Source organism: Mesorhizobium sp. AR10, from assembly GCF_024746795.1.
Lineage (GTDB): Bacteria > Pseudomonadota > Alphaproteobacteria > Rhizobiales > Rhizobiaceae > Mesorhizobium.
This window is the reverse complement of the sequence record NZ_CP080524.1, coordinates 2,729,176-2,752,782: the sequence shown is the minus strand read 5'-3', so window position 1 is coordinate 2,752,782 and position 23,607 is coordinate 2,729,176. Positions and strand designations below refer to the sequence as shown.

General features: G+C 62.1%; 30 protein-coding genes and 1 pseudogene. 13 read left to right on the top strand and 18 right to left on the bottom strand.

Annotated features, from left to right (window positions below; genetic code table 11):
- The first annotated feature begins 107 nt into the window (after positions 1-107).
- Positions 108-890: a hypothetical protein gene (locus LHFGNBLO_RS16965; RefSeq protein WP_258609200.1), complete on the top strand. Its 783-nt coding sequence runs from the start codon at positions 108-110 to the stop codon at positions 888-890.
- An 18-nt stretch (positions 891-908) separates the two neighbouring features.
- Here the strand turns inward: LHFGNBLO_RS16965 and LHFGNBLO_RS16960 are convergent, their stop codons facing one another.
- The 3 genes from LHFGNBLO_RS16960 to LHFGNBLO_RS16950 form a co-directional block, all read right to left on the bottom strand.
- Positions 909-1,301, bottom strand: a complete 393-nt coding sequence (locus LHFGNBLO_RS16960; RefSeq protein ID WP_258609198.1) for a RidA family protein — start codon at positions 1,299-1,301, stop codon at positions 909-911.
- A gap of 242 nt (positions 1,302-1,543) precedes the next feature.
- Positions 1,544-2,011 carry a DUF6644 family protein gene (locus LHFGNBLO_RS16955; RefSeq protein ID WP_258609196.1) on the bottom strand — a complete coding sequence of 156 codons (468 nt, stop codon included), beginning with the start codon at positions 2,009-2,011 and terminating at the stop codon, positions 1,544-1,546.
- On the bottom strand, positions 2,012-2,401 hold the full coding sequence (locus LHFGNBLO_RS16950) for a DUF6152 family protein (protein WP_258609194.1): 390 nt from the start codon (positions 2,399-2,401) through the stop codon (positions 2,012-2,014).
- Between the two features lie 205 nt (positions 2,402-2,606).
- Here LHFGNBLO_RS16950 and LHFGNBLO_RS16945 point away from each other — a divergent pair, with 205 nt between their 5' ends.
- Positions 2,607-2,927, top strand: coding sequence for a DUF1476 domain-containing protein (locus LHFGNBLO_RS16945; protein WP_258609192.1), 321 nt, complete (start codon positions 2,607-2,609; stop codon positions 2,925-2,927).
- A gap of 7 nt (positions 2,928-2,934) precedes the next feature.
- Here the strand turns inward: LHFGNBLO_RS16945 and LHFGNBLO_RS16940 are convergent, their stop codons facing one another.
- Positions 2,935-3,399: a cupin domain-containing protein gene (locus LHFGNBLO_RS16940; RefSeq protein ID WP_258609190.1), complete on the bottom strand. Its 465-nt coding sequence runs from the start codon at positions 3,397-3,399 to the stop codon at positions 2,935-2,937.
- A 164-nt stretch (positions 3,400-3,563) separates the two neighbouring features.
- Between LHFGNBLO_RS16940 and LHFGNBLO_RS16935 the strand changes: the two genes are divergently transcribed.
- On the top strand, positions 3,564-3,908 hold the full coding sequence (locus LHFGNBLO_RS16935) for a hypothetical protein (protein ID WP_258609188.1): 345 nt from the start codon (positions 3,564-3,566) through the stop codon (positions 3,906-3,908).
- Between the two features lie 275 nt (positions 3,909-4,183).
- On the opposite strand, the gene LHFGNBLO_RS16930 is transcribed toward LHFGNBLO_RS16935, so the two are convergent.
- Together LHFGNBLO_RS16930 and LHFGNBLO_RS16925 are read right to left on the bottom strand one after the other, a co-directional pair.
- Positions 4,184-4,672, bottom strand: coding sequence for a GNAT family N-acetyltransferase (locus LHFGNBLO_RS16930; RefSeq protein ID WP_258609764.1), 489 nt, complete (start codon positions 4,670-4,672; stop codon positions 4,184-4,186).
- Positions 4,665-5,552 (bottom strand): transglycosylase SLT domain-containing protein, encoded by an 888-nt coding sequence (locus tag LHFGNBLO_RS16925; protein WP_413774692.1) that lies wholly within the window; start codon positions 5,550-5,552, stop codon positions 4,665-4,667. The genes LHFGNBLO_RS16930 and LHFGNBLO_RS16925 overlap by 8 nt, the downstream gene beginning before the upstream one ends.
- 183 nt (positions 5,553-5,735) lie before the next feature.
- Between LHFGNBLO_RS16925 and LHFGNBLO_RS16920 the strand changes: the two genes are divergently transcribed.
- Positions 5,736-6,305: a methylated-DNA--[protein]-cysteine S-methyltransferase gene (locus tag LHFGNBLO_RS16920; RefSeq protein WP_258609185.1), complete on the top strand. Its 570-nt coding sequence runs from the start codon at positions 5,736-5,738 to the stop codon at positions 6,303-6,305.
- A 10-nt stretch (positions 6,306-6,315) separates the two neighbouring features.
- On the opposite strand, the gene LHFGNBLO_RS16915 is transcribed toward LHFGNBLO_RS16920, so the two are convergent.
- Both LHFGNBLO_RS16915 and LHFGNBLO_RS16910 read right to left on the bottom strand, forming a co-directional pair.
- The gene (locus LHFGNBLO_RS16915) at positions 6,316-6,642 is read right to left on the bottom strand and encodes a hypothetical protein (RefSeq protein ID WP_258609183.1); all 327 of its coding nucleotides are present in this window, start codon (positions 6,640-6,642) and stop codon (positions 6,316-6,318) included.
- Between the two features lie 83 nt (positions 6,643-6,725).
- Positions 6,726-6,965 carry a hypothetical protein gene (locus LHFGNBLO_RS16910; RefSeq protein ID WP_258609181.1) on the bottom strand — a complete coding sequence of 80 codons (240 nt, stop codon included), beginning with the start codon at positions 6,963-6,965 and terminating at the stop codon, positions 6,726-6,728.
- A 52-nt stretch (positions 6,966-7,017) separates the two neighbouring features.
- Between LHFGNBLO_RS16910 and LHFGNBLO_RS16905 the strand changes: the two genes are divergently transcribed.
- The 3 genes from LHFGNBLO_RS16905 (at position 7,018) to LHFGNBLO_RS16895 (ending at position 7,957) form a co-directional block, all read left to right on the top strand.
- Positions 7,018-7,230 carry a cold-shock protein gene (locus LHFGNBLO_RS16905; protein ID WP_112396569.1) on the top strand — a complete coding sequence of 71 codons (213 nt, stop codon included), beginning with the start codon at positions 7,018-7,020 and terminating at the stop codon, positions 7,228-7,230.
- Between the two features lie 275 nt (positions 7,231-7,505).
- Positions 7,506-7,706: a hypothetical protein gene (locus LHFGNBLO_RS16900; RefSeq protein ID WP_258609178.1), complete on the top strand. Its 201-nt coding sequence runs from the start codon at positions 7,506-7,508 to the stop codon at positions 7,704-7,706.
- A complete protein-coding gene (locus tag LHFGNBLO_RS16895; protein WP_258609176.1) occupies positions 7,703-7,957 on the top strand; it encodes a type II toxin-antitoxin system RelE family toxin in 255 nt (84 codons plus the stop codon). The genes LHFGNBLO_RS16900 and LHFGNBLO_RS16895 overlap by 4 nt, the downstream gene beginning before the upstream one ends.
- A 127-nt stretch (positions 7,958-8,084) precedes the next feature.
- On the opposite strand, the gene LHFGNBLO_RS16890 is transcribed toward LHFGNBLO_RS16895, so the two are convergent.
- From LHFGNBLO_RS16890 to LHFGNBLO_RS16880, 3 genes are all read right to left on the bottom strand, one after another.
- Entirely contained in the window at positions 8,085-8,696 is a 612-nt protein-coding gene (locus tag LHFGNBLO_RS16890; RefSeq protein ID WP_258609174.1) for a glutathione S-transferase family protein, read from the bottom strand.
- 106 nt (positions 8,697-8,802) lie between these two features.
- On the bottom strand, positions 8,803-9,663 hold the full coding sequence (locus tag LHFGNBLO_RS16885; protein WP_258609172.1) for an EAL domain-containing protein: 861 nt from the start codon (positions 9,661-9,663) through the stop codon (positions 8,803-8,805).
- Positions 9,660-10,565: an EAL domain-containing protein gene (locus LHFGNBLO_RS16880; RefSeq protein WP_258609170.1), complete on the bottom strand. Its 906-nt coding sequence runs from the start codon at positions 10,563-10,565 to the stop codon at positions 9,660-9,662. Before LHFGNBLO_RS16880 ends, LHFGNBLO_RS16885 begins: the two co-directional genes overlap by 4 nt.
- A 196-nt stretch (positions 10,566-10,761) precedes the next feature.
- Between LHFGNBLO_RS16880 and LHFGNBLO_RS16875 the strand changes: the two genes are divergently transcribed.
- On the top strand, positions 10,762-11,964 hold the full coding sequence (locus LHFGNBLO_RS16875) for a pyridoxal phosphate-dependent aminotransferase (RefSeq protein WP_258609762.1): 1,203 nt from the start codon (positions 10,762-10,764) through the stop codon (positions 11,962-11,964).
- Positions 11,965-12,040: 76 nt separating this feature from the next.
- On the opposite strand, the gene LHFGNBLO_RS16870 is transcribed toward LHFGNBLO_RS16875, so the two are convergent.
- Positions 12,041-12,436: a cupin domain-containing protein gene (locus tag LHFGNBLO_RS16870; RefSeq protein ID WP_258609164.1), complete on the bottom strand. Its 396-nt coding sequence runs from the start codon at positions 12,434-12,436 to the stop codon at positions 12,041-12,043.
- Positions 12,437-12,546: 110 nt separating this feature from the next.
- Complete coding sequence (locus LHFGNBLO_RS16865) at positions 12,547-13,098, bottom strand: methyltransferase family protein (protein WP_258609163.1); 552 nt, start codon at positions 13,096-13,098, stop codon at positions 12,547-12,549.
- A 138-nt stretch (positions 13,099-13,236) separates the two neighbouring features.
- Between LHFGNBLO_RS16865 and LHFGNBLO_RS16860 the strand changes: the two genes are divergently transcribed.
- The 3 genes from LHFGNBLO_RS16860 to LHFGNBLO_RS16850 all read left to right on the top strand — a co-directional run bounded on the left by LHFGNBLO_RS16860 (position 13,237) and on the right by LHFGNBLO_RS16850 (position 17,628).
- Positions 13,237-14,094, top strand: coding sequence for an alpha/beta fold hydrolase (locus LHFGNBLO_RS16860; protein WP_258609162.1), 858 nt, complete (start codon positions 13,237-13,239; stop codon positions 14,092-14,094).
- Between the two features lie 164 nt (positions 14,095-14,258).
- Positions 14,259-16,310, top strand: a complete 2,052-nt coding sequence (locus LHFGNBLO_RS16855; protein ID WP_258609161.1) for an elongation factor G — start codon at positions 14,259-14,261, stop codon at positions 16,308-16,310.
- A gap of 820 nt (positions 16,311-17,130) precedes the next feature.
- A complete protein-coding gene (locus LHFGNBLO_RS16850; RefSeq protein WP_258609160.1) occupies positions 17,131-17,628 on the top strand; it encodes a methyltransferase family protein in 498 nt (165 codons plus the stop codon).
- A 103-nt stretch (positions 17,629-17,731) separates the two neighbouring features.
- On the opposite strand, the gene LHFGNBLO_RS16845 is transcribed toward LHFGNBLO_RS16850, so the two are convergent.
- Together LHFGNBLO_RS16845 and trxB are read right to left on the bottom strand one after the other, a co-directional pair.
- Positions 17,732-18,628 carry a LysR family transcriptional regulator gene (locus tag LHFGNBLO_RS16845; RefSeq protein WP_258609158.1) on the bottom strand — a complete coding sequence of 299 codons (897 nt, stop codon included), beginning with the start codon at positions 18,626-18,628 and terminating at the stop codon, positions 17,732-17,734.
- Between the two features lie 77 nt (positions 18,629-18,705).
- Positions 18,706-19,680 (bottom strand): thioredoxin-disulfide reductase, encoded by a 975-nt coding sequence (gene trxB, locus LHFGNBLO_RS16840; protein ID WP_258609155.1) that lies wholly within the window; start codon positions 19,678-19,680, stop codon positions 18,706-18,708.
- 252 nt (positions 19,681-19,932) lie between these two features.
- Here trxB and LHFGNBLO_RS16835 point away from each other — a divergent pair, with 252 nt between their 5' ends.
- Positions 19,933-20,409, top strand: coding sequence for an Lrp/AsnC family transcriptional regulator (locus LHFGNBLO_RS16835; protein ID WP_258609153.1), 477 nt, complete (start codon positions 19,933-19,935; stop codon positions 20,407-20,409).
- Between the two features lie 177 nt (positions 20,410-20,586).
- Here the strand turns inward: LHFGNBLO_RS16835 and LHFGNBLO_RS16830 are convergent, their stop codons facing one another.
- Positions 20,587-21,327: an SDR family oxidoreductase gene (locus tag LHFGNBLO_RS16830; protein ID WP_258609151.1), complete on the bottom strand. Its 741-nt coding sequence runs from the start codon at positions 21,325-21,327 to the stop codon at positions 20,587-20,589.
- Positions 21,328-21,425: 98 nt separating this feature from the next.
- Here LHFGNBLO_RS16830 and LHFGNBLO_RS33660 point away from each other — a divergent pair.
- Positions 21,426-22,329 (top strand): annotated as a pseudogene (locus LHFGNBLO_RS33660) (AraC family transcriptional regulator).
- 50 nt (positions 22,330-22,379) lie between these two features.
- Here the strand turns inward: LHFGNBLO_RS33660 and LHFGNBLO_RS16820 are convergent.
- A complete protein-coding gene (locus LHFGNBLO_RS16820; protein ID WP_258609149.1) occupies positions 22,380-23,042 on the bottom strand; it encodes a D-glycero-alpha-D-manno-heptose-1,7-bisphosphate 7-phosphatase in 663 nt (220 codons plus the stop codon).
- A complete protein-coding gene (locus tag LHFGNBLO_RS16815) occupies positions 23,035-23,607 on the bottom strand; it encodes an SIS domain-containing protein (protein WP_258609146.1) in 573 nt (190 codons plus the stop codon). Before LHFGNBLO_RS16815 ends, LHFGNBLO_RS16820 begins: the two co-directional genes overlap by 8 nt.

The following is a 23,607-nucleotide window of genomic DNA, read 5'->3' as shown; positions in this document are numbered from 1 at the left end:
AAGCGTACCATCGATCTTGGCGCTGTTGCGCCCCCAAGCGGCGGCGTTGAACGTGCTGGCCCGGCCCGTGACTACCCAAGGATATAGAATCCGGGCATTGTTCCCAAATGGGCTATTTGGGGAAGTGTTTTCACCGCGCCTTTGCGGGTTCCGTACTTTTTACCGACAAAGTTTCAATTGTTGGTGGCGTTCTCGCTCCGGCGATATTCTTTGCGCGTGGCGAAGCAATGGATGCCGCGTATCAAGGTTATCTCGCATGGACGATTCTAACGGTCGTTGGCGGTGGTATTGCACTTCGGTTGGTGACCGCGCCGTATTTTATTTGGAGGGATGACCAAAGGGAAATTTCTAAGCTTCGCGAGGAAATAGCGGATACCTCACGCAAGAGGCGTCAATTCTTCGAAGAGACTTTCCTCCAGGATCGAGCCGACCTAGCCCGCCAGCTGACCCATTATGCCATGGTCAATGCGCCGATGGACGCGTTCTCCGATTTCGATGCGGACGCGCATCTGAATGAAGTTACACGCAAGGCGGTCATACAATTGGGGGATCCAAACTTCCGTATTTATTGGGACACCTTCTGCCTCGCGTTTCGGAATCTAGTGCGGGGAGCAAAGTTCGCTAAGGATAATGTAGATCGCCTCACAGACGAGCATATGCGGCTTTTACGCGACCGCTTCGATTATGATTTCAGTGCGATGAAAGCAGGCTCAACAGCCTTGATATTCATCCTAACCGAAAATCACGATCACAATAAAGTATATGTAGAAGCTCTTGAGAGATTGAACACCAGATACCCACATGTCCGATTTGACGACGTAACGGCCAGTTTATGGACACTGTCTGAGCCCCAATCGCTTCCAGGCACTGAAGAAAAAAAGCCGCTGTAAACATCGCCAGCGAACCCCTCAAGCCACCGCCACACATTCAATCTCGATATCAAACTCCATCGGCCAAGACGCCACCGGGACAAAACTGCGCGCCGGCGGGTTGGTCGAAAAATACTTCGCATAGACCCGATTGATGGCGTTGTAGAAGCCGGAATTGACGGCGTAGATGCGCACCATCACCACGTTTTCCAGCGAGGTATCAGCCGCTTCCAGGCAGTGTTTCAGCGCCTTCAGCGATGCCTCGGTCTGCGTTTCGATGTCGCCGCGCACCATCTCGCCGGTCACCATGTCGACCGGCGGCGTCGCCGAGATGAACACGAAGCCGTTGGCCCTGACCGCTGTCGAGCACGGCAGGCCGAGCGCCCGCACCTTGGCCGACATGACAGGCACTTCGATGACTTCCTTCTTCATGGCAAAATCCTCCTTTGTTGGTCAGGCTGGCGCCAAGCCCCCTCACCCAGCCTCCGCTTCGCTCGGCTGACCTCTCCCCGAGGGGAGAGGAGCCTGTCAGCGCCGGCGCCAACCTCTTCTCCCCAGCGGGGAGAAGGTGGCCGCGAAGCGGCCGGATGAGGGGGTTTCGTGCGACAACCCTGTGATCTGGAGGGTAGCTTATCTGCCGGCCTTGGGAAGGCCAGTGCCGGCGCCCAGATTTGCTAGAGGAAACCGATGAAGCGTCCGGCGAAAAGCACGGAAGTCCAAAGCATCAGCGAGAGCACCGCCAGAATGGCGACGGCCCCGCCGGCCGGCTCGTCACCGCCCCTTGCGCGGCTTAGGCGCATGAAGGCGAGGAGGTTGATGCCGGCAAGCAGGATGAGTGCCATCTTGACGAGGAAAATCGGCATCGCCGCATACTCGTTCGCCTTGACTGAAAACAGCAGCAAGCCGGTGACAAGCGCACAGGCGAACGCGCCCAATGCCGTGCGGCGCAGCAGCACGACGAACGCCGCGTATGGCAGCGAGCGGAAGGCGCCGCAGATCCTGAGGTCCATGAGCATGACGCTGGTCAGCAGCGCGCCGATCGACATGATGTGAAGCGCGTTGACGATGGGATAGGCAATGAAGGAGGCCTTCAGCCACCGCGCCAACGCAAGCTGCTCGATGCCGGCGAGGAACTCGGCCATCTACGCCGGCGGCACGCGGTCGGGATAGACATCATACGTCTTGCCGCCGACGATGATGCGGACTGCTTTCATGCGCTTTTCGGTCGCGTCGACCGAGCGGTTGCCGATCGCGGTCACCTCGTCGCCGACTTTGGCAACCTCCTCGGTGAAGCCGGCGGCAATCGTGCGGGATGGCGGCGCCATCTCCACCCGCCAGGCCTCTCCCTCGGCGTCGACATCCAGCGTGGCGTGCGGATTGCCGATATAGATGGCGGTGATCGTGCCTCTGAGCTCGAAAAACCCGTCCTGCGTCCACGACCAGCCGTGATGGGCATAGGCTGCGCTGCCGGCGGCAAGGATCACTGCCGCTGTCAGCGCGGCGCTCCGAATGTCCTTGAAAGGTGACTGCATTGCTCGTCTCCTCCGTTCATCCAGCAGACGTCAGAGAGTAGGTCACGGCGCGGCAACGTCAAATCACATCGCCATAGGAGCCGATCCGGCCTTGCTAATGACATGCATGCGCGCCACTCTCGCCTCTCCTGGCCGCTCTTCCCCCAGACAACGGATGAAGGTCCAGCGGATGAAGGTCGCACTCACAATCTGAACGAGGCAAACCATGAGCAGCATGAGAGACCGTCAGGAAGGCTTCGAAAAGAAGTTTGCCATGGACGAGGAAACGAAATTCAGGGCCATGGCGCGCCGCAACAAGCTGCTCGGCCTGTGGGCCGCCGAAAAGCTCGGCAAATCCGGTGCCGACGCCGACGCCTATGCGAAAGAGGTGGTGCATTCAGACTTCGAAGAGGCTGGCGACGACGATGTGTTCCGCAAGGTACGCGCCGATTTCGACGCGGCTGGCGTCGCCCAGTCGGATGTTCAGATTCGCCAGGCCATGAACGAGCTGCTGGCAACCGCGGTCGAGCAGATCAGAACGAGCTGAGCACCGCTCAGCTCTGATCTGGATACAGCGAGCCGTCCTTGTGCACGAACCTTCCGTCGGCGTTCGAACTCATCATGTCGATATCGGAGCAGGTGGTGAGGTCGTGCGGGTTGCGCGAGCCCACCTCCAGATAGACGGCCATCCCCTGGGATTTGTTGATCAGGTGATGGCCATTGCCGGTGTTCTTCGCGAATGTCGCGAAGTCGCCCGCGCGCAGCACCGTCTCGCCGCCGTCTTCGACGAGCGTCACTTCGCCTTCGAGCACATAGACGAACTCGTCCTCGTGGCTGTGCCAGTGGCGCTGGCTGGACCACCCGGCCGGCGGCAAGGTCATCAGATTGACGCCGAAATCGCTGAGGCCCCCGGCATCGCCCAAGCGCCACCGCGTACGGGTGGCACAGGGTTGATCGAAGGGCGGTGGATAGGGCGAGCCCTTGCGCGCGGGAACGGCTGACATATCGATCTTGGGCATGGACTTCTCCCTCGTTTCGTCCGGCATTCTAGCCGACAACCGGCCGTCGCCGGGAGTGGTTCCGATATTCCGTCACGGCGCCACAGTGCGGCGCCGCGGAACCGGTGTCGCTTTCCCGGCATTCTCCGCGCAGGCTTAATCTTGTGCAATCGGGAGAAAACAAAATGCGCGAAGCCGACAATGACGAGATCGACCTGCGCTGCCCGCAGATCGTTGCCGACAATGCTGCCAAGGGCCTCAGACTGCGCAAAGAGTTCGGCCGTGGCGGCACCGAAATCGGCGTGGCACGGGCGACCGAGCTGAAGAACCGGGAAAGGCTTTCACCCTCCACCATCCGCCGCATGGTCAGCTACTTCGCCCGCCACGAGGTCGACAAGAAGGGAAAAAACTACGGCAATGAGGACAACCCATCGGCCGGTTACATCGCCTGGCTGTTGTGGGGCGGCGATGAAGGCCGCGGCTGGGCGCTCGATCTCAAGCAGAAGATCGGCAACGCGCCGGACATCTGAGCGGCCGGCGTCAAACAGGAGTTTCGGGCTGAGGAGAAAAAGTCGCTTCTTGCCGGAGCACGGGAACAGGCAGGTCCCAAACCCCGCCTGGGACCCGCCTGGGAGTGGCTGACACATGCCGGCGCAGCCCCCTCCGATATCTTGCCTTTCGCCAATCCCCAGTTGGCCGAGCGGCGTGATATAGGAATTAGCATTTGCCAGCAGCGGCCTATGTGAAGCAGTTCACGAATCGAACGTTTTCTTCCCAGCGAGGCTTCGCTGCGGCAGAAACTGCCCTACCCTTCCCAGGCAACCGGCGTCATGCCGAGACGCTCGTAGAGCCGGACGGCGGCGGCGTTCTCGACCGTGTTGGTCTTCAGGTCGACATGCGCGGAACCACGCGCGCGAAAGACAGCGAAGGTGTGCCACATCAGCGCTTCGGCGATGCCCTGGCCGCGCGCCTCCGGATGGACGGCAAGATCCTTGACGAAGGCCCTCGTCCAGCACAGCGCCGCCGCTGCCAGCAGCCCCTTGCGGTCGATGACCAGGAAACACAAAGCCGGGTCGAATTCGGCGTCATTGGCAATGCGCGGCCACCATTCGTCGAACGGCCCGTCGGAGCCGTCGTCGAACACGGTGGTCAGCAGCGTGTGGAAAGCGAGCGCATCGGTAGTCTCGAAGCCGCGCATGACAAAGCCTTCGGGCCAGCGCGGCGGGACAAGAGTGTCGTCGAGGATCTTGCGCAGCCGGATGTCGTTTGGCCCCGGCGGACGTGGCTCAGGCATCGGGTTGCAGGCGGCGGCGCGTGCTGCGGTCGCGGCCAAGGCCGGTTTCTTCCAGCAGGCCCTTGCGCTTGGCGTCGTAGTAATAGCCGCTCTGGTAGAGCTGGTCGGCGCGCTTGGCATTGCCGCCAGACACCAGCCAGGCGCCGCGCAGATATTTCACCGCGTATTTCAGATTGGTCTCGGCGTCGAACAGGCCGCTTGCCGGTCCCAGATAGCCCATGCCGCGCGCGGTCGCATGCTTGATCTGCATCAGCCCCCAATGGCCGCGATTGTAGGCTTTCGGGTTGAAGGTGCTCTCGCGGTTGACGACATGGCGCACCAGATCCACCGGCACCTGATAGAGCGCGGCATATTTGTCGATCAGCCGCTCGATCTCGCCGCGCGGTCCTGTCGAGTATTCCTGAGTGGGGCTGGTCGAAAGCAAGGCCGACGGGTTTTGTGGCACGACATAGGCGGCCTGCTGAACGCCGGGCATGACGACTGTCTTGCCGCCTGGAACGGCAGCTGCCTGGCCGGTAACCGGCATGGCGACTGCGGCCGTCGCATAGACGGGTGCAGCACTTGCCGTCATCGCCGACGGCGCCGTGGCGGCCAAAGGCGTCGGGCCGGCAAAGGCGGCGGGCTGGGCTGGCACCTCGGTAGGGTCGACAGCCGTCTGGACAGGCAGCGCCGCCGTCTGCACCGGCGCGATACCGGACGATTCCGGCAGGACCGAAACCGTATCTGGCAGCGCCAGCGTAAAGCCGGCATCGGTTCCTGCCGCAGCAGAGGTTTGGGTGAAGCCGGGCGCCGGCACCGTCTGCGAGGTCGAGGTGCAGCCGCTGAGGGCGGCGGCACCAAGTATCACGCCGATGGCGGGAAAGATGAATTTTGCTGGCAAGCCGCGCACGGGTCCGGTTTGTCTGGGTTGTTAAGAAGTCCTTACACCAGCGATTCCCATCGGGCAATCCACGCCTGTCGTGGACTTCCAGTGGTTTTCGGGTGGTGAGACCGGCCGAAAAATGCGATATGTCGTTCTCGATATGTACCGGATTCCATCCGTTTTCACGGAAAGGAGCACATCATGGAAACCATCGCCACCACCGGCCATGCGGTGTTCGAAACCGCGCTTGGCTTCATGGGCATCGCCTGGAGCGAGGCCGGCCTCAACCGGCTCTGCCTGCCGCAGCACAATCGCGACGCGGTGGAGCGCCGGCTGCTGCGCCATGCCGGCATTGCCGAGCAGGCCGCGATTTCAGAGCCGCAGTGGGTTGTCGATCTGATCGCCTCGATCAAGGCCTATGCCGCCGGCGAAGACATCGATTTCTCCGGCGTGCCGGTCGATCTGGCCGGCGTCGACGATTTCCGCCTCGCCATATATGACGCCGCGCGCAAGCTCAGCTATGGCGAAACCACCACCTATGGCGAACTGGCCAAGCGTGCCGGCCATGCCGGCCTGCCTCGCGAAACCGGCGCGGCGCTGGGCGCCAATCCGGTGCCGCTGGTTATCCCTTGCCACCGCATCCTTGCCGCCGGCGGCAAGATCGGCGGCTTTTCCGCGCCGGGCGGCTCGGCCACCAAGGAAAAGATGCTGGCCATGGAAGGCGTGCGCGTCGGCCCGCCGCCGCCGGCACAAGTGTCGTTCGGGTTCTGAAATTTCGGTTTCAGTCCTGCAGGATGCGCCGGCGGAAATGCCGGTCGAACTCCGGCCGCTTGCAGATGTAGACCGGGCAAGATTTCGTATCGGCGCTCGGCACATAGGCACGCTTCCTGACCTCACCCAAGTTGCAGAATTGCTGGCTCTGCACATAGCGGTCGTAGAGCGGCAGCCCCGGCACGCGCGTCGACTGGTAGCGCAGGATGACCGCGCCTTGCCTGGCAATCGTCGCCTGCACCCTGTCGCAGCTCATGCGTGTCGGGTCGTAGCGCGAGATCGCCTGCGCCTCGGCGGCCACCAGCGTAAGGCAAGCGGCAAGCAGAATGGTTTTCATGGTTCTCTCCCCAAAACCGGACGCCCAGAAGGCGGTACGATCTTCCCGCCGCGCATGATCTTCAGCAAGGATCATGTGCACAATCAAAGCCATAGCGCACAGTGAGCGCCAAAAAAACGCGTGACGCTGTAGGCCTGATTTTGCAACGCTTTCACGCGATTGGGGCGGTCGTGGGGCAGCGCCGCAGCCACGCCTTTTCCCGCGCCATCTTGTTTTTGGTGCAAAACCAGACTATATGCGTCCCATTGATATTTCGGCCGATCGATCCGGGCCTCGCGATCTTCGCGTTTGCTGACGTCTATCTCCAAAATCTCGATGCACACCGGCTGGACTTCGGTTCGGTCAAACTAAAGCAAATGTGAAGGACTATTCTAAATGGCAACTGGTACGGTCAAGTGGTTTAACTCCACCAAGGGCTTCGGCTTCATCCAGCCTGACAATGGCGGCGCGGACGTTTTCGTCCACATCTCCGCTGTCGAGCGCGCTGGGCTGTCGACCCTGGTCGAAGGCCAGAAGATCAACTTCGAGATCGAGCAGGACCGCCGCACTGGCAAGTCGTCCGCTGGATCTCTGAGCAAGGCGGCCTGATTTTGCGAATGGCGCGCGCTGGGCGGTAGCTCGGGGCGCGCGGCAAGTCACGGATGTACTGACGGTCGCGCGCGAAGCGCACCGGAGCGGAAGAACCCCGAAAAGCTGGATCAGCAGATAGCTGCCGGCCCGGATCAAACGCTCCCGATCAGGCTACCGGAATGGGAAGGCGGGATTAGTCCCGCCTTTTTATTTGTCTGCATTTCAGATGCAGCTGGCCCGGGCTTGTAGTCCCACTTGTGGTACTTTTAGCCCAGTTATGGTACTATTTGCCGATGACCAAGCTCGAACAAATCGAAAAATCCGTCGCTGACCTGAGCCCCGAGGAACTGAAGGCGTTTGCCGCCTGGTTCGAGGCGCTTCAGGCTGATATGTGGGACCGGCAGATCGAGGCCGACGCGAAAGCGGGCAGGCTGGATAAACTTGCCGAACAGGCGTTGGCCGATCATCGCGCGGGCCGGACCCGACCTCTGTGAATCACTTTGCCACTCCCTCTTTCTGGGAGGCCTACGGCAAACTACCCTCATCAATCAGGACAAAGGCGAACAACCGTTTCGCCAAGCTTCGCGCTGACCCGTTTCACCCGTCGCTGCATTTCAAACAAGTCGGACGTTATTGGTCGGCGCGAGTTGACCAGAACTACCGCGCCATGGCTGTCCGTGACCGCGACGACATGGTTTGGTTCTGGATCGGCACTCACTCGGAATATGACCGCCTTCTAAAATAGCAGAGTATCTCGGCCAAGCAGGCCATTTCACGCCACCGGCCGAAGGCCGCAAGACCGACCGGGTGTCGCGCCTTTTGGCGCGCCCCGTCCGGAGCAGCCGCGAAGCGGCGACAGCGTGAGGACCGAATCAAGGCAGCCATTCGATCGGCACATGTCCCGGGTCCGCCTCGACCCGTTTCAGCCAGGCGGTGACCGCCGGATAGGCGTCAAGCTGGAAGCCGCCCATCTGCGCCGTATGCGTATAGGCATAGAGTGCGATGTCGGCGATGCTCAGCGCATCGCCGGCGAAGAACGCATGCTCGGCCAGATTCTTGTTCATCACCCCGAGCGCCTTGTTGCCGCGCTCCAGCGTTACCGCCAGCCGCTCCGGCGTCGCATCCGCGGCTCTTTCCGGGAAGGTCAGCAACGCCTTGCGCACCGCAATATAGGGCTCGTGGCTGTACTGCTCGAAAAACAGCCACTGATAAGCCAGCGCCCGCTCGTATCTGTCGGTTGGCAGGAAGCGTGTGCCTTCGGCGAGATAGAGCAGGATGGCGTTGGATTCGGCGAGCCGCCGGCCATCGTCGAGTTCCAGCAGCGGCACCATGGCATTGGGGTTCTTGGCGACATAGTCGGCCTTGCGCGTCTCGCCGGTATGCGAACTCACCTCGACATTGGTGAAGGCGAGGCCGAGCTTGGCCATCAACAGGCGCGGCTTGTAGCAATTGCCACTGTCGATCATCCCGTAAAGTATGGTCACTTGCGCTCCCCTCACTGGTATGGCGATGGCTCTTGAGGCCCGGATAGGCCCAAGGCTCTATCCCGGCAGCGGCAATGTCATCCAGTGATTTGTTTTGGCGCAACCATCAGCGGCGCTGATGCAACGGGACGACCTTGTTGTCCATGCCCAGCAGCACGTCGATGGCCAGCGGCTCTTCATTGAAGATCGTGCCGGCCAGCGCCGGCCTGGCGAGATGGAATCCTTGCAACAGGTCGACGCCACCGTCCAGCGCGACGCGAAGGTGCACGGATTGCTCGATCCCCTCGACCAGCACCTTGGCGCCGCGATCGTGCAGCATCGATACGAGCGGACGAAAGAACCGTTCGGCAGCGGCATGGCGGCAGAATTCCGCAAACCAGGCGCCATCGATCTTGACGATGTCGGGAGCCAGAAGGGCCATCCGTTCTTCCGTCGAGTGGCCGGTGCCGAAATCGTCGATGGCGATGCGAATGCCGTCGCGCCGCATCTCGCGGACCAGGCCGACGAGAACCTTGTCGTCGGCCGCCTGCTCGGTGATCTCGCAGACCAGCATGGCCGGGTACAGGCCGAGCTCGCCGAGATGCCGGGTCATCAGCCGGATTTCGGCCAGCGCGCGGCCGAGATGGTCGTTGATCAGCGGGTTGTAGTTGAAGAACAGGTCGAGCCCGTCGACGCCGATGTTGCGGAAATTCCTCAGGTGCAGCATCCGGCACATGGTTTCGACAAACAGGCGATCCGATGCCGGAACGCCGTCGAAGAACACCGGCGGCGCAACCGGCCTCGAGGCGCGCTGCGGCTCGACCAGACCTTCGACCGCGACAGCTTTCAAGAACCGGCCGCGCGGCGCGAAGATCGGCTGATAGGCGCTCTTAAGCCGGAATTCGCCATAGACGCCGTATTCGATGCCGACCTCATCGGCAAAGATCACCTCATCGACATTGCGACGCCTGTCATGCCGACCGGTCATCGCGTCGTCCTGCGCCCGAACGCCTTCACCGGTCGTCCCGAAGGTGTCGTCGCGCTCAGGCTGGCAGGCGCCTTGCTTGCATCGGCCTCTTCTGCCGGCGGCTGCGTGTCCTTGCCGGAGGCGCGAAAACTGGTCGGCGCCAGTTCGGGTCGCGCCAGCACGAAGCCCTGCACCATCGAGGCTCCCGATTTTTCCGCCAGTTCAAGCTGCCAGCTTTCCTCGATGCCCTCGAATACGGTGCGGATGCCTTGCTGTTCGAAACTCGCCACCATGGCGGTCAACAGGGCAAAACCCGCGCCGGACTCCATCAGTTGGGTGATCCAGTGTGCATCGAACTTGACGATGTCGGGCGTGAGTTCCTTGATGCGGTTGATGTCGGACTCGTCGGCGCCGTAGTCGTCGACAGCGATGCGAAAACCATTGGCCTTGAGCGCTTCGACGAAACTGTAGAGGGCTTCCTGTGACGCCGACTTCTGCTCGGTCACCTCGCAGACGACCCGACGCGGATCGATATCAGCCTCCTGCAGCACCAGCCGCATGTCGCGCAGTGCATTGTCGGCGATGACCCGATCGGTGAACACCGACGGATCGAAATTGATGAAGATGGATGCCTCTTCCGGCAGGCAGGCGCCAGCGTTGAGAAGATGCAATGTCCGCGTCAGTGCCTCGATATGCAGGCGGTCGCCCGCCGGACAGGTGTTGAAAAAGCTCATCGGCGACTGCGGCTCGCCGTCGCGAAACGGCCGGATAAGCCCCTCGAACGCAACGATCGACAGCTTGCCCTCCTTGAAGGCGAAGATCGGCTGGAAGGCGCTCTGCAGCGTATAGATGCCCCAGACAGCGGTGAAGGTGCCGTCATTCTGGCGGATGATGTGGTGGGCAAGCCCGATGCTGAGCGACACGGTTCCCTCCGCAAGATCGGCGGAATTGGTCTGCGATCCTGCCACGCAAGGGTCTACCCCTCGTTAATGAATTTATTGTTGCCGAGGATTTGAGGTCTGGCTCAGCCGACAATGCTTGCGCTTGGCCGGATGATGCGACATGAGAGGCGCCGCAGCCGCTCTTGGCCGCACCCATCCTCTCTGGAGACATCTGGTCATGGCCTTTCTTGCCGACGCCCTTTCCCGCGTAAAGCCGTCCGCGACCATCGCGGTGACGCAGAAAGCGCGCGAGTTGAAAAACGCCGGCCGTGACATTATCGGGCTAGGTGCCGGCGAGCCGGATTTCGACACGCCCGACAACATCAAGAATGCCGCGATCGAGGCCATCCGGCGCGGCGAGACGAAGTATCCGCCGGTTTCCGGCATCGTGCCGTTGCGCGAGGCGATCGCCAAGAAATTCAAGCGCGAGAACAATCTCGACTACCGGCCGGAGCAGACCATTGTCGGCACCGGCGGCAAGCAGATCCTATTCAACGCCTTCATGGCGACGCTGAACCCCGGCGATGAGGTGATCATCCCGCGCCCCTATTGGGTCAGCTATCCCGAAATGGTGGCGATCTGCGGCGGCACCTCGGCCTTTGCCGACACCTCCATCGACAATGGCTTCAAGCTGACGGCGGCAGCATTGGAAAAGGCAATCACGCCGCGCACCAAATGGCTGTTGATGAACTCGCCGTCCAATCCGTCGGGCGCCGCGTACACGGAAAGCGAGCTCAGGGCGCTGGCCGATGTGCTGTTGAAGCATCCTCATGTCTGGGTACTGACCGATGACATGTACGAGCACCTGATATATGGCGACTTCGTCTTCAAGACCATCGCCGAGGTCGAGCCGAAGCTCTACGAGCGCACGCTGACCATGAACGGCGTGTCGAAGGCCTATGCCATGACCGGCTGGCGCATCGGCTATGCGGCCGGTCCCCTGGCGCTGATCAAGGCGATGGACATGATCCAGGGCCAGCAGACCTCCGGCGCCTGCACCATCGCGCAGTGGGCGTCGGTTGAGGCACTGAACGGCCCGCAGGATTTCATCGCCAAAAACAAGGCCATCTTCCAGGGCCGCCGCGACCTCGTCGTGTCGATGCTCAACCAGGCGCGCGGTATCACCTGTCCGTCGCCCGAAGGCGCCTTCTACGTCTATCCATCTTGCGCGCAACTGATCGGCAAGAAGACGAAAGCCGGCACGCTGATCGACACCGACGAGACCTTCTGCTCGGAACTGCTCGAGGCCGAGGGCGTCGCGGTCGTGTTCGGTTCGGCCTTCGGCCTCGGGCCGAACTTCCGCATCTCCTACGCCACTTCGGAGGCTTTGCTCGAAGAGGCCTGCACGCGCATCCAGCGTTTCACCGCCTCGCTGACCTGATCGCGCACATCGCCGCAAATGAAAACCCGGCCGCGCGGCCGGGTTTTTCGTATCGGCTCAACCAGAAGCTTTGTGGCTAGACGCCATACTGCTCGTCGGTAACCTTCTCCAGCCAGTCGGCGTGGGAGCCTTCGAGCGCTTCCTGCATGGCCATATGCGTCATCGCCGTTTTCGGTCCGCCGCCATGCCAGTGCTTTTCGCCGGGCGCAAAGGAGATGACGTCGCCGGCCTTGATCTCCTGGATCGGCCCGCCCCATGTCTGCGCGCGGCCGGCGCCCGAAGCGACAAAGAGCGTCTGGCCAAGCGGGTGCGTGTGCCAGTGGGTACGCGCGCCGGGTTCGAAACTGACCATGGTGGCGCGCAGCCGCGCCGGCGCTTCCTTCTCGATGATCGGCGTTTGCAGCACGCGGCCGGTGAAATAGGCTTCCGGCGCAACGATGCTCGGCACGCTGCCGCAGGCAATGATCTTCATCGTCTCATCCTCAAACTGGTGGCGAACTGATCGGCAACAAGAACTCGCCCCGTCTTCTCACTTAAGAAGCGGCCGGCAGTCTCGTCCGATATCGATAGTGGCGCAACCGGTTACCACCCCAGCCGCGGCCAGAACAGGCCGGCTCGTCTGCGGTAGGCCTCATAGGCCCCGGCCAGCCCGGTGCGCGAAAATTTCTTCTCTTCATCCAGCGCGGCGATGACGTAGATCGCGACTATCCCGGCAACCGGCACCACCGCCCAGATCGACCAGGTCGCGATGCCCCATCCGATCCAGAAGATGATGTAGGATGTGTAGAATGGATGTCGGATGTAGCCGTAGGGACCGTCGGTCAGCAGACTGTCGGGATTGTCGGATGCGAATGCGAAGCGCAGCCGCGCCTTTCGCGACGTGGAAATCGCCCACCAGAACAGCGCCGAGCTTGCCAATTCGATGGCGAGCCCAGCTATCTTCGCTGCCGCCGGCTGCGATTCGATCCACAATATCGCAAGAAAGAACAGTGCCGTGGCGATCACGGCCGCCGAAATCATCATGGCGCCTGAAGACATGGTCGATGACTGGAAATGAGCCCGCATCGACCAGACATATTGCCCGAGCGTAGCGATGCTGCTGATCGAGACGAGAAGATCAAGTCCGCGGTCCATTACGAAAATTCCGAGTTGGCTGCCATGGATTCGGTCATCATACCCACGCGAAATCCTTTCTTAACCACAAGCCTAAAGAAGATATAGACCTCAGAATGCAATGTTGGCCTTCAGCGCAATCTGAAGGTCTAATCCAGCATGAGCGTCTCCGACCGCACGATCCGCACGCCGCAGGCCGATTTGCGCCTCAGCCAGTCGTCAGGACGGGGCATGCCCATCGTCATGATCCATGGCTCGGGCAGTTCGCGCGCCGTGTTTGCCCGCCAGTTCGACAGCCCACTCGCCGATGCCCATCGGCTGATCGCCTTCGATCTTCCCGGGCACGGTGACTCCTCCGATGCCCGCGACCCGGCAACCGCCTACACGATTTCCGGCCTTGCGCAAACGACAGCCCGGCTTCTCGATGCCCTGGGCATTGACCGCGCCATCATCTTCGGCTGGTCGCTCGGCGGCCATGTGGCGATCGAGCTTGCCAGCTTCCATCATGCGGTCAGGGGCCTGATGTTGACCGGAACACCGCCGGTTTCGAGGGGACCACTCGGCATGCTGCGCGGCTTTCACGCCAACTGGGACATGCTGCTCGCCTCCAAGAAGGTTTACTCCGAACGCGACATCGAGCGCTTTGAGGCGCTTTGCTTCGGCGACACCGCCAGTCCGTCTTTCCGCGAAGCCATAAGGCGCACCGACGGCAGGCTGCGCGCAGGTGTGGCGCGCAGCATGTTTGCCGGCAAGGGCGCCGACCAGAAACAGGTGGTCGAGCACGCCCCGTTCCCGGTCGCGGTGATCAATGGAGAGCATGACCCGCTGGTGCGCCTGAGCTACTTCGAAACGGTGGCCTACGGCTCGCTGTGGGAACATTGCCATGTCATCCCCGGTGCCGGCCATGCGCCTTTCTGGGAACACCCGGAACTGTTCAATCCGCTGCTCTCGCGCTTTGCCGAGACAGTGGTGATGCAGAGCGCAACCAAGACGGCGCGGCGAAGCCAGGCCGGCTGAATCGCCTGCTGCGTTCTGCAGCACGTTAGCCTTCAAATCCCTTGCCCTGCCGGCTAACCCGTGGGACGATGTCGCTGGGCAGGTGGCGATTGAAAAAACCCCGCCCGCGACGGCCGAACAGGCCGGCCGCCGCTCCCAGGGAAACGCCTGAGTGGAGGTCAGTCATGGGTACTCGCGCCGGAGGACGACGCACGGGACCGAAATGCATTGCCATAGTCGGTCCCTTCGCAAGCGGTAAGACGACACTTCTCGAAGCTATACTTGCCCGTACGGGCGCTGTTCCCCGCCAGAACCCCGTTTCATCGGGAAACACCGTTTCCGATCATTCCCCCGAGGCGCGCGCCCATGCCATGAGCGTCGAGGCGACCTTTGCCACCACAGAATTCATGGGCGAGCAGTTCACCTTCGTCGATTGTCCCGGCTCCATCGAATTCTCCTTCGAGGCCGAGCCGGTGCTGGCCGCCTGCGACATCGCCGTGGTCGTCGCCGAAGCCGACGAGAAGAAGATCCCTGCCCTGCAGCTGATCATGCGCAAGCTCGACGATCTCGGCGTGCCGCGCATCCTGTTCCTGAACAAGGTCGACAAGGCGATATCGGGCGTGCGCGACACGCTGAAGATGCTGCAGCCGACAAGCTCGACGCCTTTGCTGCTGCGCCAGATTCCGCTGCGCAAGGAGGGCGTCGTTGTCGGCTCGATCGATCTCGCGCTGGAGCGCGCCTACATCTATCGCGAATATGCCGAAAGCGAGGTCGCCCAGATTCCGGGCGACGAGAAGGCGCGCGAGCTCGAAGCGCGCTTCTCGATGCTTGAGACGCTCGCCGACCATGACGACCAATTGATGGAGCAGTTGCTGGAGGAGATCGAGCCGCCCAAGGACGCAATCTTCGACGATCTCGCCGCCGACCTGCGCGCCGGCATAGTGACGCCGGTGCTGATCGGAACCGCCGAAAAAGGCAATGGTGTGCTGCGCCTGCTGAAGACACTCCGCCATGACGCGCCCGATATCGAGGCGACCCGCAAACGCCTCGGCGCACCTGACGGCAATGCGGCCGTGGTCCAGGTGATGAAGACCATTCACACCGCCCATGGCGGCAAGTTGTCGGTGTCGCGCATCCTGTCCGGCCAGATTGCCGACGCTTCCGAACTCGCTCTCTCGACTGGCGAGACGGCAAAAGTCTCCGGCATCTACAGAATGCTCGGCAAGGACCAGTCCAAGCTGACATCGGCCAAGGCCGGCGATACGGTCGCTCTCGGCAAGCTGGACGAGGTCAAGACCGGCCAGACGCTCAGCTCGGCCAAGGGCGGCATCAAGCCGCTGGTCGCCCTGGCGCCGCCGCAGCCGGTCTTCGCCTTCGCGCTACGCCCGAAGGAACGCAAGGACGAGGTCAAGATGTCGGCGGCCATCCAGCGCCTTGCCGAGGAAGATCCGTCTCTCAGCCTGCGCCACAATCAGGATTCCGCCGAAACCGTACTGTCGGGGCATGGCGAGATGCATCTGCGGGTCGTGCGCGAGCGGCTGGAAGGCAAGAACCAGATCCCGGTCGAAGGCCACACCCCGGCCGTCCCTTACCGTGAGACGATCCGCAAGACAGTCCAGCAGCGCGGCCGCCACAAGAAGCAGTCGGGCGGCCATGGCCAGTTCGGTGACGTCGTGATCGAGATCAAGCCGCTGCCGCGCGGCTCCGGTTTCCAGTTCAGCGACACGATCACCGGCGGCGTCGTGCCGAAAACCTATATCCAGTCGGTCGAGACCGGCGTGCGCGACTATCTGAAATCCGGCCCACTTGGCTTTCCGGTGGTCGATGTCGCCGTCAACCTCTCCGACGGCTCCTACCATGCCGTCGATTCGTCGGACATGGCCTTCCAGATGGCGGCGAAGCTGGCGATGAAAGAGGGCATGGCCGCCTGCTTGCCGGTGCTGCTCGAACCGGTGATGAAGGTCGAGATTGTCACGCCGTCCGACGCCACCTCGAAGATCATTGCCCTTATCCCACAGCGGCGCGGCCAGATCCTCGGCTACGACGCGCGGCCCGACTGGCCGGGATGGGATGTCGTCGAGGCAACCATGCCGCAGGCGGAGATCGGTGATCTGATCATCGAATTGCGCTCGGCCACCGCAGGCGTTGCCAGCTATCGCTGCGCATTCGATCACATGGCTGAACTCACCGGCCGCTTGGCCGACGAAGCGATGAACGCCAACGGCAAGGCTGCCTGAGCCATCAGAGCATGATCCCGAAAAAGTGGAATCCGGTTTTCGGAGAAGATCATGCTCAAACACTGAGATAGAGCCCATCCCGAAAGGCTCTTGCGGTGGCGGCTTCGTTCCGCCGCCTGCCCTGATACGAAAAACGGCGTCCGGATGATCCGGACGCCGTTTTTGCGGACCGTTTTCGTGGGAGGTAAAACGGCAGGTCCGCCGCATGGTTTCCGCCGTGTTGGCTGGCGGAAGGAATTGGTTCGGACGCGGTAGCCGCCTGAGCCCGGATCGTCCGAGTGATGCCCCCATCTCCCGGACGGACCACACCGCGTCCTATGCTCTGCTTATTCCATAGCGCGCGTCTGCGACATGTTACCTGAGGTTACATGTCACTGTTACGCGGCAATGTTGATCAATTTTCCGTCAGTACGGACAGGCCCAGAAAACAAAAAAGCCGGATCAACGAAGATCCGGCTGAGTTTGATTGGAAGTGCCTGTTAAGGCTAACCTCCAGAGGGGAACACTCGCGGGCGCTAATGGGAGGAGAACGCGCCCAGGAGATGATCTATATATGTGCTCATCATGCCCAAGAAACAAGCATCTATTTTGCAACACACGCATGCAAAAAGACGCAGGCTGTGGTCTAACCCATTCCCAAGCTCGATAGGACCAGAAAAATCGATGAAATGGCGTGCGCTTCGAGGCTAAAGCCATTGCCGAACCGCGAAGCAGAACTGATTCTGTTCGGAAATTCCGAAAACGCGAATGACGCGGAATCGGGCAGAGCGCGTTTATTTTTATGGCACCCGGTCGCGGCTCTGGGGCCAGGGAGATCTCGATGCGGACACCTCAGGCGATCGCCGGCAGTGCGCTCTTCTTCATCGCAGCTCCTGGCGTCGTCGCCGGTGTGGTGCCCTGGCTGTTGACGGACCGCTACCGTTTGCCACTGTCGAGCGGGCCTGGCTTCGTCCTGGTCGGCTGGATTCTTGTCGTCACCGCCGCAGCTCTGCTGCTTCATGCCTTCGCCCGTTTTGCCCTCGAAGGGATGGGTACCCCCGCCCCGGTGGCGCCGACCCAAAGACTGGTCGTCGGCGGCATCTACCGCCATGTTCGCAACCCGATGTATGTGGCGGTGCTGTCGATCATTCTCGGCCAGGCGGTGCTGTTCTCGAGCTGGGCTGTCGTCCTCTACGCCGCCATCGCCGCCACAGCGATGGTCTCATTCGTGAAGCTCTATGAGGAGCCAACGCTAGCCCGTCGCTATGGCGCCGAATACGAGGCCTACCGCCGCGCCGTGCCCGGCTGGCTGCCTCGGTTGACGCCGTGGCGGGGTTGAAAAACGAGATTTCAGAACGACCAGCTTCGGGCCTTGGTACGTGAGTACCGGAAGCGGAGGAAGTCGTCGTTCGCAGCCCGGCCTCACCTGAATATCGGCACGCCTAGAACGACCAGCTGCGCGCCTTGGCAATGATGAAATCGCGGAAGACGTGCAGCTTCGCCTGGTTCTTCATCGCGTCCGGATAAGCGAAGTACGTGTCGAAGGACGGCACTTCGGTCTCCGGCAGCAACTGCACCAGCCCGGACTCCTTGCTGATCACATAGTCGGGCAGCATGGCGATGCCGGCGCCGCCCTGCACGGCGCGCTTGATCGACAATATGTCGTTGATCTGCAGCGTCGGCACCCTTTGCCCGCCTTCGAAGTCGCCGACCGTCTCCAGCCAGTTCAACTCCGACAGATGCGCCGGCACCGGCACGCCAAAGGTGACGATGCGATGGTTTTTCAGCTCGGCGACAGAGGCCGGCTTGCCGTGTTTGCCGACATAGGCCGGCGAGGCATAGAGGTGGAAATGCACGGTGAACAGGCGGCGCTGGATAAGGTCGGGTTGCTGGGGTTGGCGCAGCCTGATCGCGCAATCCGCCTGGCGCATGGTGAGGTCGAGTTCCTCATTGGCCAGGATCAGCTGCAGGCTGATCTCGGGATAGAGTTCGATGAATTCCTGCACCCGCTCGGTCAGCCAGCCGGCGCCCAGGCCCACTGTTGTCGTCACCCTGAGCACGCCGGAAGGACGGTCCTTGGCCTCGGTCAGCCGCGACTTGATCGTCTCCAGCTTCATCAGCACGTCATGCGCCGTACGGAACAGCATCTCACCCTGCTCGGTCAGCACCAGACCGCGGGCGTGGCGGTTGAACAGCGGCACACCGACGTCATGTTCAAGCGCGCTGACCTGCCGCGAGATCGCTGATTGCGACAGATGCAGCGTCTCGGCGGCATGGGTGAACGACCCAGCTTCCGCCGCTGCGTGAAACACGCGTAGCTTGTCCCAGTCCAACGCCATGATTCCCCTCGTTCTGTTTTTGGCGTCTGAATGAAAAATCAGGCTTTTGAGCGGCTTGTCTCGCCGCTTTGATAAACTTATTCCGCCGCTTCGCGATGAACCTCAATGCCGGCCAGATATTTTTCCGCCTCGAGTGCAGCCATGCAGCCGAGCCCCGCCGCCGTCACCGCCTGGCGGTAGATGTCATCGGTCACGTCGCCGGCGGCGAACACGCCCGGCACGTCCGTGCGGGTCGAATCCGGGGCCGTCCACAGATAGCCGTTCGGCTTCTGCTTCAGCTTGCCGGCGAAGAGTTCGACCGCCGGCGCATGGCCGATCGCCACGAACACGCCGTCGACCTTCAGATGCGTCTCCTCGCCGGTCACCGCGTTGCGCAGCTTCAGCCCTTCCACCGAAGGCGGCAGGGGCGTCTTGCCGGGACGGCCGGTGATCTCGTCGACGATCGTGTCCCAGATGACGCGGACATTGTCCTTCTTGAACAGCCGTTCGCGCAGGATACGCTCGGCGCGGAAGTCGTTGCGCCGGTGAATGACCGTCACGCTCTTGGCCAGGTTGGAGAGGTAGAGTGCCTCCTCCACCGCCGAGTTGCCTCCGCCGATCACCGCGACATCCTTGCCGCGATAGAAGAAGCCGTCGCAAGTGGCGCAGGCCGACACCCCGAAGCCCATGAAGGTCTGCTCGGTTGGGATGCCCAGCCATTTCGCCTGCGCGCCGGTGGCGATGATCAGCGCATCGGCGGTGTAGGTGGTGCCGGAATCGCCCTTGGCGCGGAACGGCCGCACATTGAGATCGACCTCGGTGATGATGTCGTTGATGATATCGGTGCCGACATGCTCGGCCTGCTTGAGCATCTGTTCCATCAGCCACGGACCCTGGATCGGATCGGCGAAGCCCGGATAGTTTTCGACATCGGTGGTGATCATCAACTGGCCGCCCTGCTGCAGACCGGCGACCAGCATCGGCTTCAGCATGGCGCGGGCAGCGTAGACCGCCGCCGTATAGCCGGCGGGGCCGGAACCAATGATAAGAACAGGCGCGTGCTTGGTGGTCATCTAAAGCCTCTGCGGAGAGCAGCCAGCGATTGTGGCATGGAAATCTCGTCGATATCGCGCGTAATGTAGGTGCTGCCCGCGACGCCAGCAAGGCAAGTTGGCATTCGTCCCCGGAAAGCTTCGGCGCGCGGGACAATCAGGAGTTGTTTCACGGTGCGACGATCCGAAAATCCCGGTCGGAGGGATGGAATGGACAGCAACATCATTTAATAACAAAATCACGAAAGATTCTTTCGCGCACGAAAGCCGACCATGCCGCTCAAAGCCGATCTCGACGCCATCGATTGGAAGATCCTGCGCGAGCTTCAGGGCGACGGACGCATGACAAACGTCGAACTGTCGAGCCGCGTCGGCATTTCGGCGCCGCCATGCCTGCGCCGCGTCAGGCGGCTGGAGGAAACCGGCATTATCAGCGGCTATCGCGCTCTGCTCAATGCACCGGCGCTGGGCATGGACGTCGTCGCCTTCTGCCTCATCGGCCTGCATCACCAGGCCGACGCGGAACTCAAGACCTTCGCCGAGCGCACGCGCGGCTGGCCGATCGTGCGCGACGCCTGGATGGTGTCGGGCGAATCCGACTTTTTGCTGCATTGCGTGGCGAGCGACCTCGGCACCTTCCAGACCTTCGTCATCGAGGAGCTGGCCTCGGCGCCGAATGTCGACACGGTGCGGACGGCACTGACCATCCGCCGGGTCAAGGATGAGGGTCTGGTGGCGTTTCAGGTCTGATCTGAACCATTCCCATTGGCCAGCCTCCGACAATGACAGAAGCCCGGCCGCGAAAAAACAGCCGGCAACAACGGGATAGCAGCGTCCGTTGAATCTGCGTGCATAGTCAGTGCACGAGGCAAAACCCAATCATGCCGAACGCCAGCTTTGACCCGTTGCGGATATTGGCGAGGCGCCCTATCCGCGAACCAGCGCCACGGCGTCCGGACCGGCCGGGAATCGCAACTGCCCGGACTCATCGTTCGCTGCTCGCCATACAGCCTCCGCCACGTCAGCCTCGGTGGTCACCAACGCCGGCTGCGCGAATGCAGTGAGTATCGGCTGCGCGAATGGAGCGTACGGTTCCGGAATGACGTCCTCAAGACGCAAATCCGTGTTTCGGCTGAAGCGCGTCGTGGGGCCGTAGCCGGGCTCGACCAGCTTGACGCGAACGTTGAAGGCGCGCAGCTCATGCTCGAGCGATCCGGTGAACCCCTCGATCGCCATCTTGCTGGCCGTGTAGACCGAAGCAAGCGGCATAGGCGTCAGCGTTGCGCTTGAGGTGACGTTCACGATTACCCCCGACGTGCGCTCCCGGAACTGAGGCACGACGGCCTGGGTCATTGCGATCACGCCGAACGTGTTGGTCTCGAACACCTGTCGCGTCTTGGACATCGGCGTGGCTTCGAGCGCGCCAATCACGCCGATCCCCGCATTGTTGACCAGCGCGTCGATGGGACCGGCGGCATCGAGGGCCGCCGCGATGCTTTGTGCGCTAGTGACATCCAGTGCCAGCACCCTCAAGCGATCATGGTTCGGCAGAATATCCGGCTGTGGCGTCCGCATCGTCGCGATGACGTTCCATCCCTTGGCCAGGAAATGGCGCGCGGTTTCCAGGCCGTAGCCCGACGAGCAGCCCGTGATCAGTACAGTTTTCATAGCGTTGTCCTTTAGATTGCAATGACGCGACTTTTAGGCGAAGGCTTCCGGACCATCTACGATTGAACGTCCATATTTCATTTGCTAAAGTCCGAAAAATGATCGACCCGCTCTCCGAAGTCATCGCGCTGCTACGGCCGCGCACCGTGTTCGCCAAGGGCATCAGCGGCGCCGGCGCCTGGGGCGTTCGCTACACTGAGTTCGGTGAGCCCAGTTTCTGCACGGTGCTGGAAGGCAGCTGTCGGCTGCATGTCGACGGTCAGGAGCCCATCACGATTGAGGCTGGCGACTTCGTGCTCTTGCCGGCCACGCCCGGCTTCGTCATGTCGGGCTTCGAGCCGGTGAAGCCGGTAGTCATCGACCCCAGGGCGCCGCCGGCGCCGGTCGACGAGATCCGTCATGGAACGCCTGACGGTGATCCAGACGTCCGGCTGCTCGGCGGCTACTTCGTCTTCGACTCGCCCGACGCGGACCTGCTGGTATCATTGTTGCCGGCGCTCGTGCACATGCGCGGCGCCAAGCGGCTGTCGACGCTGACGCGACTCGTGAGCGAGGAAGCCCGCGAACACAGACCGGGCCGCGATCTCGTGCTCTCGCGGCTTAGTCGAAGTGCTGCTGATTGAAGCGCTGCGGTCCCTGCAGGGCGATGACACGCAACCAGGCCTCCTGCGCGGCCTGGCGGATACGCGCATATCGGCCGCGATACGGCGGATACATGGCGACCCCGCCCGATCCTGGACGGTAGCCGAACTGGCGCGGGAAGCGGCGCTGTCCCGCTCGGCTTTCTTTGACCGCTTTATGCGTATCGTAGGCGTGCCGCCGATGGAGTATCTACTTTCCTGGCGAATGGCCGTTGCAAAGGACTTGCTACGTCGCCGCGACGTGACGCTTTCCGAGGTCGCCGAGCGGGTCGGGTACAGTTCGGCGAGCACCTTCAGCACAGCGTTCAGCCGACATGTGGGTCGAGCACCAGGTGGTTACGCACGAGCGCTTGACAGCTAGGGGCGGCTGAATGTCAGCAACCCACCCGTTCCGGCCATAGCGAAAGCCAACTAATTGAGATGTGACTGCAGCGCTTCGATCGCCGCCAGCAATCGTTTCTGGTCGTCACGGTCGCGCAAGGGCAGAATCTCGAACCCGGCCTGACTGGTCGCCTCGCCGTCGACCAACCAGCCACGCGCCAGGCCGGCACGCTGCCCGGCTACCATGTCCGCCGACTTGTCGCCGACGATCAGGGAACGCTCCAGATCGAGCCCGAGACGCGTCGCTGCCTCGAGCAGCATGCCGGGATTGGGCTTGCGCATCGGGTGGTCGGGGATGGCGAGCGGCCCGGTACCCGCCTCGTGATAGGCACAGGCGACGACCATATCGACGAACACGTTCCCGTCGCGCAGCAGGTCGAGCACTCGGCCGTTGACGGCGGCGAACTCGTCCCAGCCTAAATAGCCGCGCGCGATACCGGACTGGTTGGTGACCACGACGACCGGAATCTTGCCCCGGTTGGCGGCCTCGATCACCGGAACGATGTCGTCACGCAGGACGATGTCGGCTGGATCGCTGGGATAGTCGGTATCGACATTAATGGTGCCGTCGCGGTCGAGGAACAGCGCCGGTGTGCCCTCGGCAAAAACCCTGTCACCTATCCGCTCGACCCATAGTCCCGGCTCTTCGAGCGGATACGGGCTTGGCTTCACGGGTAGCGTCACGTCAGCCATGGCTCAGGCGCGCTTCAACCACCTCGCACAGATGGTGATAGAGGCACAGATGGCCCTGCTGGATGATCGGCGTCGAGGTCGAGGGCACGTTGAGCAGGATATCGGACAATGGCTTCAGCTTGCCGCCGGTGTCGCCAGTCAGGCTAATCACCGTCATGCCCATCATGCGCGCCTGTTCGGCAGCGGCGAGGATGCTTGGCGAATTGCCGCTGGTCGAGATGGCAAGCAGCACAGCGCCCGCCGAGCCATGCGCCTCGACCTGGCGCGAAAACACCGTGTCGAAGCCGTAATCATTGCCCCAGGCGGTCAGCACCGCCGCATTGGCCGGCAACGCGATGACGTTGTAGGCTTTGCGCTCCCTCAGGAAGCGTCCGACCAGTTCGCCGGCGATGTGGATCGCGTCGCTCGCCGAACCGCCATTGCCGGCGATCAACAACGCCTTCCCTTGAGAAAGTGCTGCGACGACCGCCGTCACCGCCCGCTCCATCTCATCGGTGAGGTCGCGTTCCACCATCGCCGAAATCGCGGCCGCCGAGCGGACCAGATAGTCGTTCAGATCAGACAT

What these genes read in the sequence shown, in the direction of transcription:
- LHFGNBLO_RS16940 (WP_258609190.1), bottom strand. Translation starts at nt 3,399, where the DNA reads ATGCCCAAGATCGATATGTCAGCCGTTCCCGCGCGCAAGGGCTCGCCC.
- LHFGNBLO_RS16950 (WP_258609194.1), bottom strand. Translation starts at nt 2,401, where the DNA reads ATGCAGTCACCTTTCAAGGACATTCGGAGCGCCGCGCTGACAGCGGCA.
- LHFGNBLO_RS16870 (WP_258609164.1), bottom strand. Translation starts at nt 12,436, where the DNA reads ATGAAGATCATTGCCTGCGGCAGCGTGCCGAGCATCGTTGCGCCGGAA.
- LHFGNBLO_RS16865 (WP_258609163.1), bottom strand. Translation starts at nt 13,098, where the DNA reads ATGGACCGCGGACTTGATCTTCTCGTCTCGATCAGCAGCATCGCTACG.
- LHFGNBLO_RS16960 (WP_258609198.1), bottom strand. Translation starts at nt 1,301, where the DNA reads ATGAAGAAGGAAGTCATCGAAGTGCCTGTCATGTCGGCCAAGGTGCGG.
- LHFGNBLO_RS16965 (WP_258609200.1), top strand. Translation starts at nt 108, where the DNA reads ATGGGCTATTTGGGGAAGTGTTTTCACCGCGCCTTTGCGGGTTCCGTA.
- LHFGNBLO_RS16905 (WP_112396569.1), top strand. Translation starts at nt 7,018, where the DNA reads ATGGCAACTGGTACGGTCAAGTGGTTTAACTCCACCAAGGGCTTCGGC.
- LHFGNBLO_RS16850 (WP_258609160.1), top strand. Translation starts at nt 17,131, where the DNA reads ATGCGGACACCTCAGGCGATCGCCGGCAGTGCGCTCTTCTTCATCGCA.
- LHFGNBLO_RS16920 (WP_258609185.1), top strand. Translation starts at nt 5,736, where the DNA reads ATGGAAACCATCGCCACCACCGGCCATGCGGTGTTCGAAACCGCGCTT.
- LHFGNBLO_RS16955 (WP_258609196.1), bottom strand. Translation starts at nt 2,011, where the DNA reads ATGGCCGAGTTCCTCGCCGGCATCGAGCAGCTTGCGTTGGCGCGGTGG.
- LHFGNBLO_RS16885 (WP_258609172.1), bottom strand. Translation starts at nt 9,663, where the DNA reads ATGACCGGTCGGCATGACAGGCGTCGCAATGTCGATGAGGTGATCTTT.
- LHFGNBLO_RS16900 (WP_258609178.1), top strand. Translation starts at nt 7,506, where the DNA reads ATGACCAAGCTCGAACAAATCGAAAAATCCGTCGCTGACCTGAGCCCC.
- LHFGNBLO_RS16835 (WP_258609153.1), top strand. Translation starts at nt 19,933, where the DNA reads ATGCCGCTCAAAGCCGATCTCGACGCCATCGATTGGAAGATCCTGCGC.
- LHFGNBLO_RS16815 (WP_258609146.1), bottom strand. Translation starts at nt 23,607, where the DNA reads ATGTCTGATCTGAACGACTATCTGGTCCGCTCGGCGGCCGCGATTTCG.
- LHFGNBLO_RS16830 (WP_258609151.1), bottom strand. Translation starts at nt 21,327, where the DNA reads ATGAAAACTGTACTGATCACGGGCTGCTCGTCGGGCTACGGCCTGGAA.
- LHFGNBLO_RS16860 (WP_258609162.1), top strand. Translation starts at nt 13,237, where the DNA reads ATGAGCGTCTCCGACCGCACGATCCGCACGCCGCAGGCCGATTTGCGC.
- LHFGNBLO_RS16935 (WP_258609188.1), top strand. Translation starts at nt 3,564, where the DNA reads ATGCGCGAAGCCGACAATGACGAGATCGACCTGCGCTGCCCGCAGATC.
- LHFGNBLO_RS16875 (WP_258609762.1), top strand. Translation starts at nt 10,762, where the DNA reads ATGGCCTTTCTTGCCGACGCCCTTTCCCGCGTAAAGCCGTCCGCGACC.
- LHFGNBLO_RS16930 (WP_258609764.1), bottom strand. Translation starts at nt 4,672, where the DNA reads ATGCCTGAGCCACGTCCGCCGGGGCCAAACGACATCCGGCTGCGCAAG.
- LHFGNBLO_RS16820 (WP_258609149.1), bottom strand. Translation starts at nt 23,042, where the DNA reads ATGGCTGACGTGACGCTACCCGTGAAGCCAAGCCCGTATCCGCTCGAA.
- LHFGNBLO_RS16945 (WP_258609192.1), top strand. Translation starts at nt 2,607, where the DNA reads ATGAGCAGCATGAGAGACCGTCAGGAAGGCTTCGAAAAGAAGTTTGCC.
- LHFGNBLO_RS16915 (WP_258609183.1), bottom strand. Translation starts at nt 6,642, where the DNA reads ATGAAAACCATTCTGCTTGCCGCTTGCCTTACGCTGGTGGCCGCCGAG.
- LHFGNBLO_RS16855 (WP_258609161.1), top strand. Translation starts at nt 14,259, where the DNA reads ATGGGTACTCGCGCCGGAGGACGACGCACGGGACCGAAATGCATTGCC.
- LHFGNBLO_RS16845 (WP_258609158.1), bottom strand. Translation starts at nt 18,628, where the DNA reads ATGGCGTTGGACTGGGACAAGCTACGCGTGTTTCACGCAGCGGCGGAA.
- trxB (WP_258609155.1), bottom strand. Translation starts at nt 19,680, where the DNA reads ATGACCACCAAGCACGCGCCTGTTCTTATCATTGGTTCCGGCCCCGCC.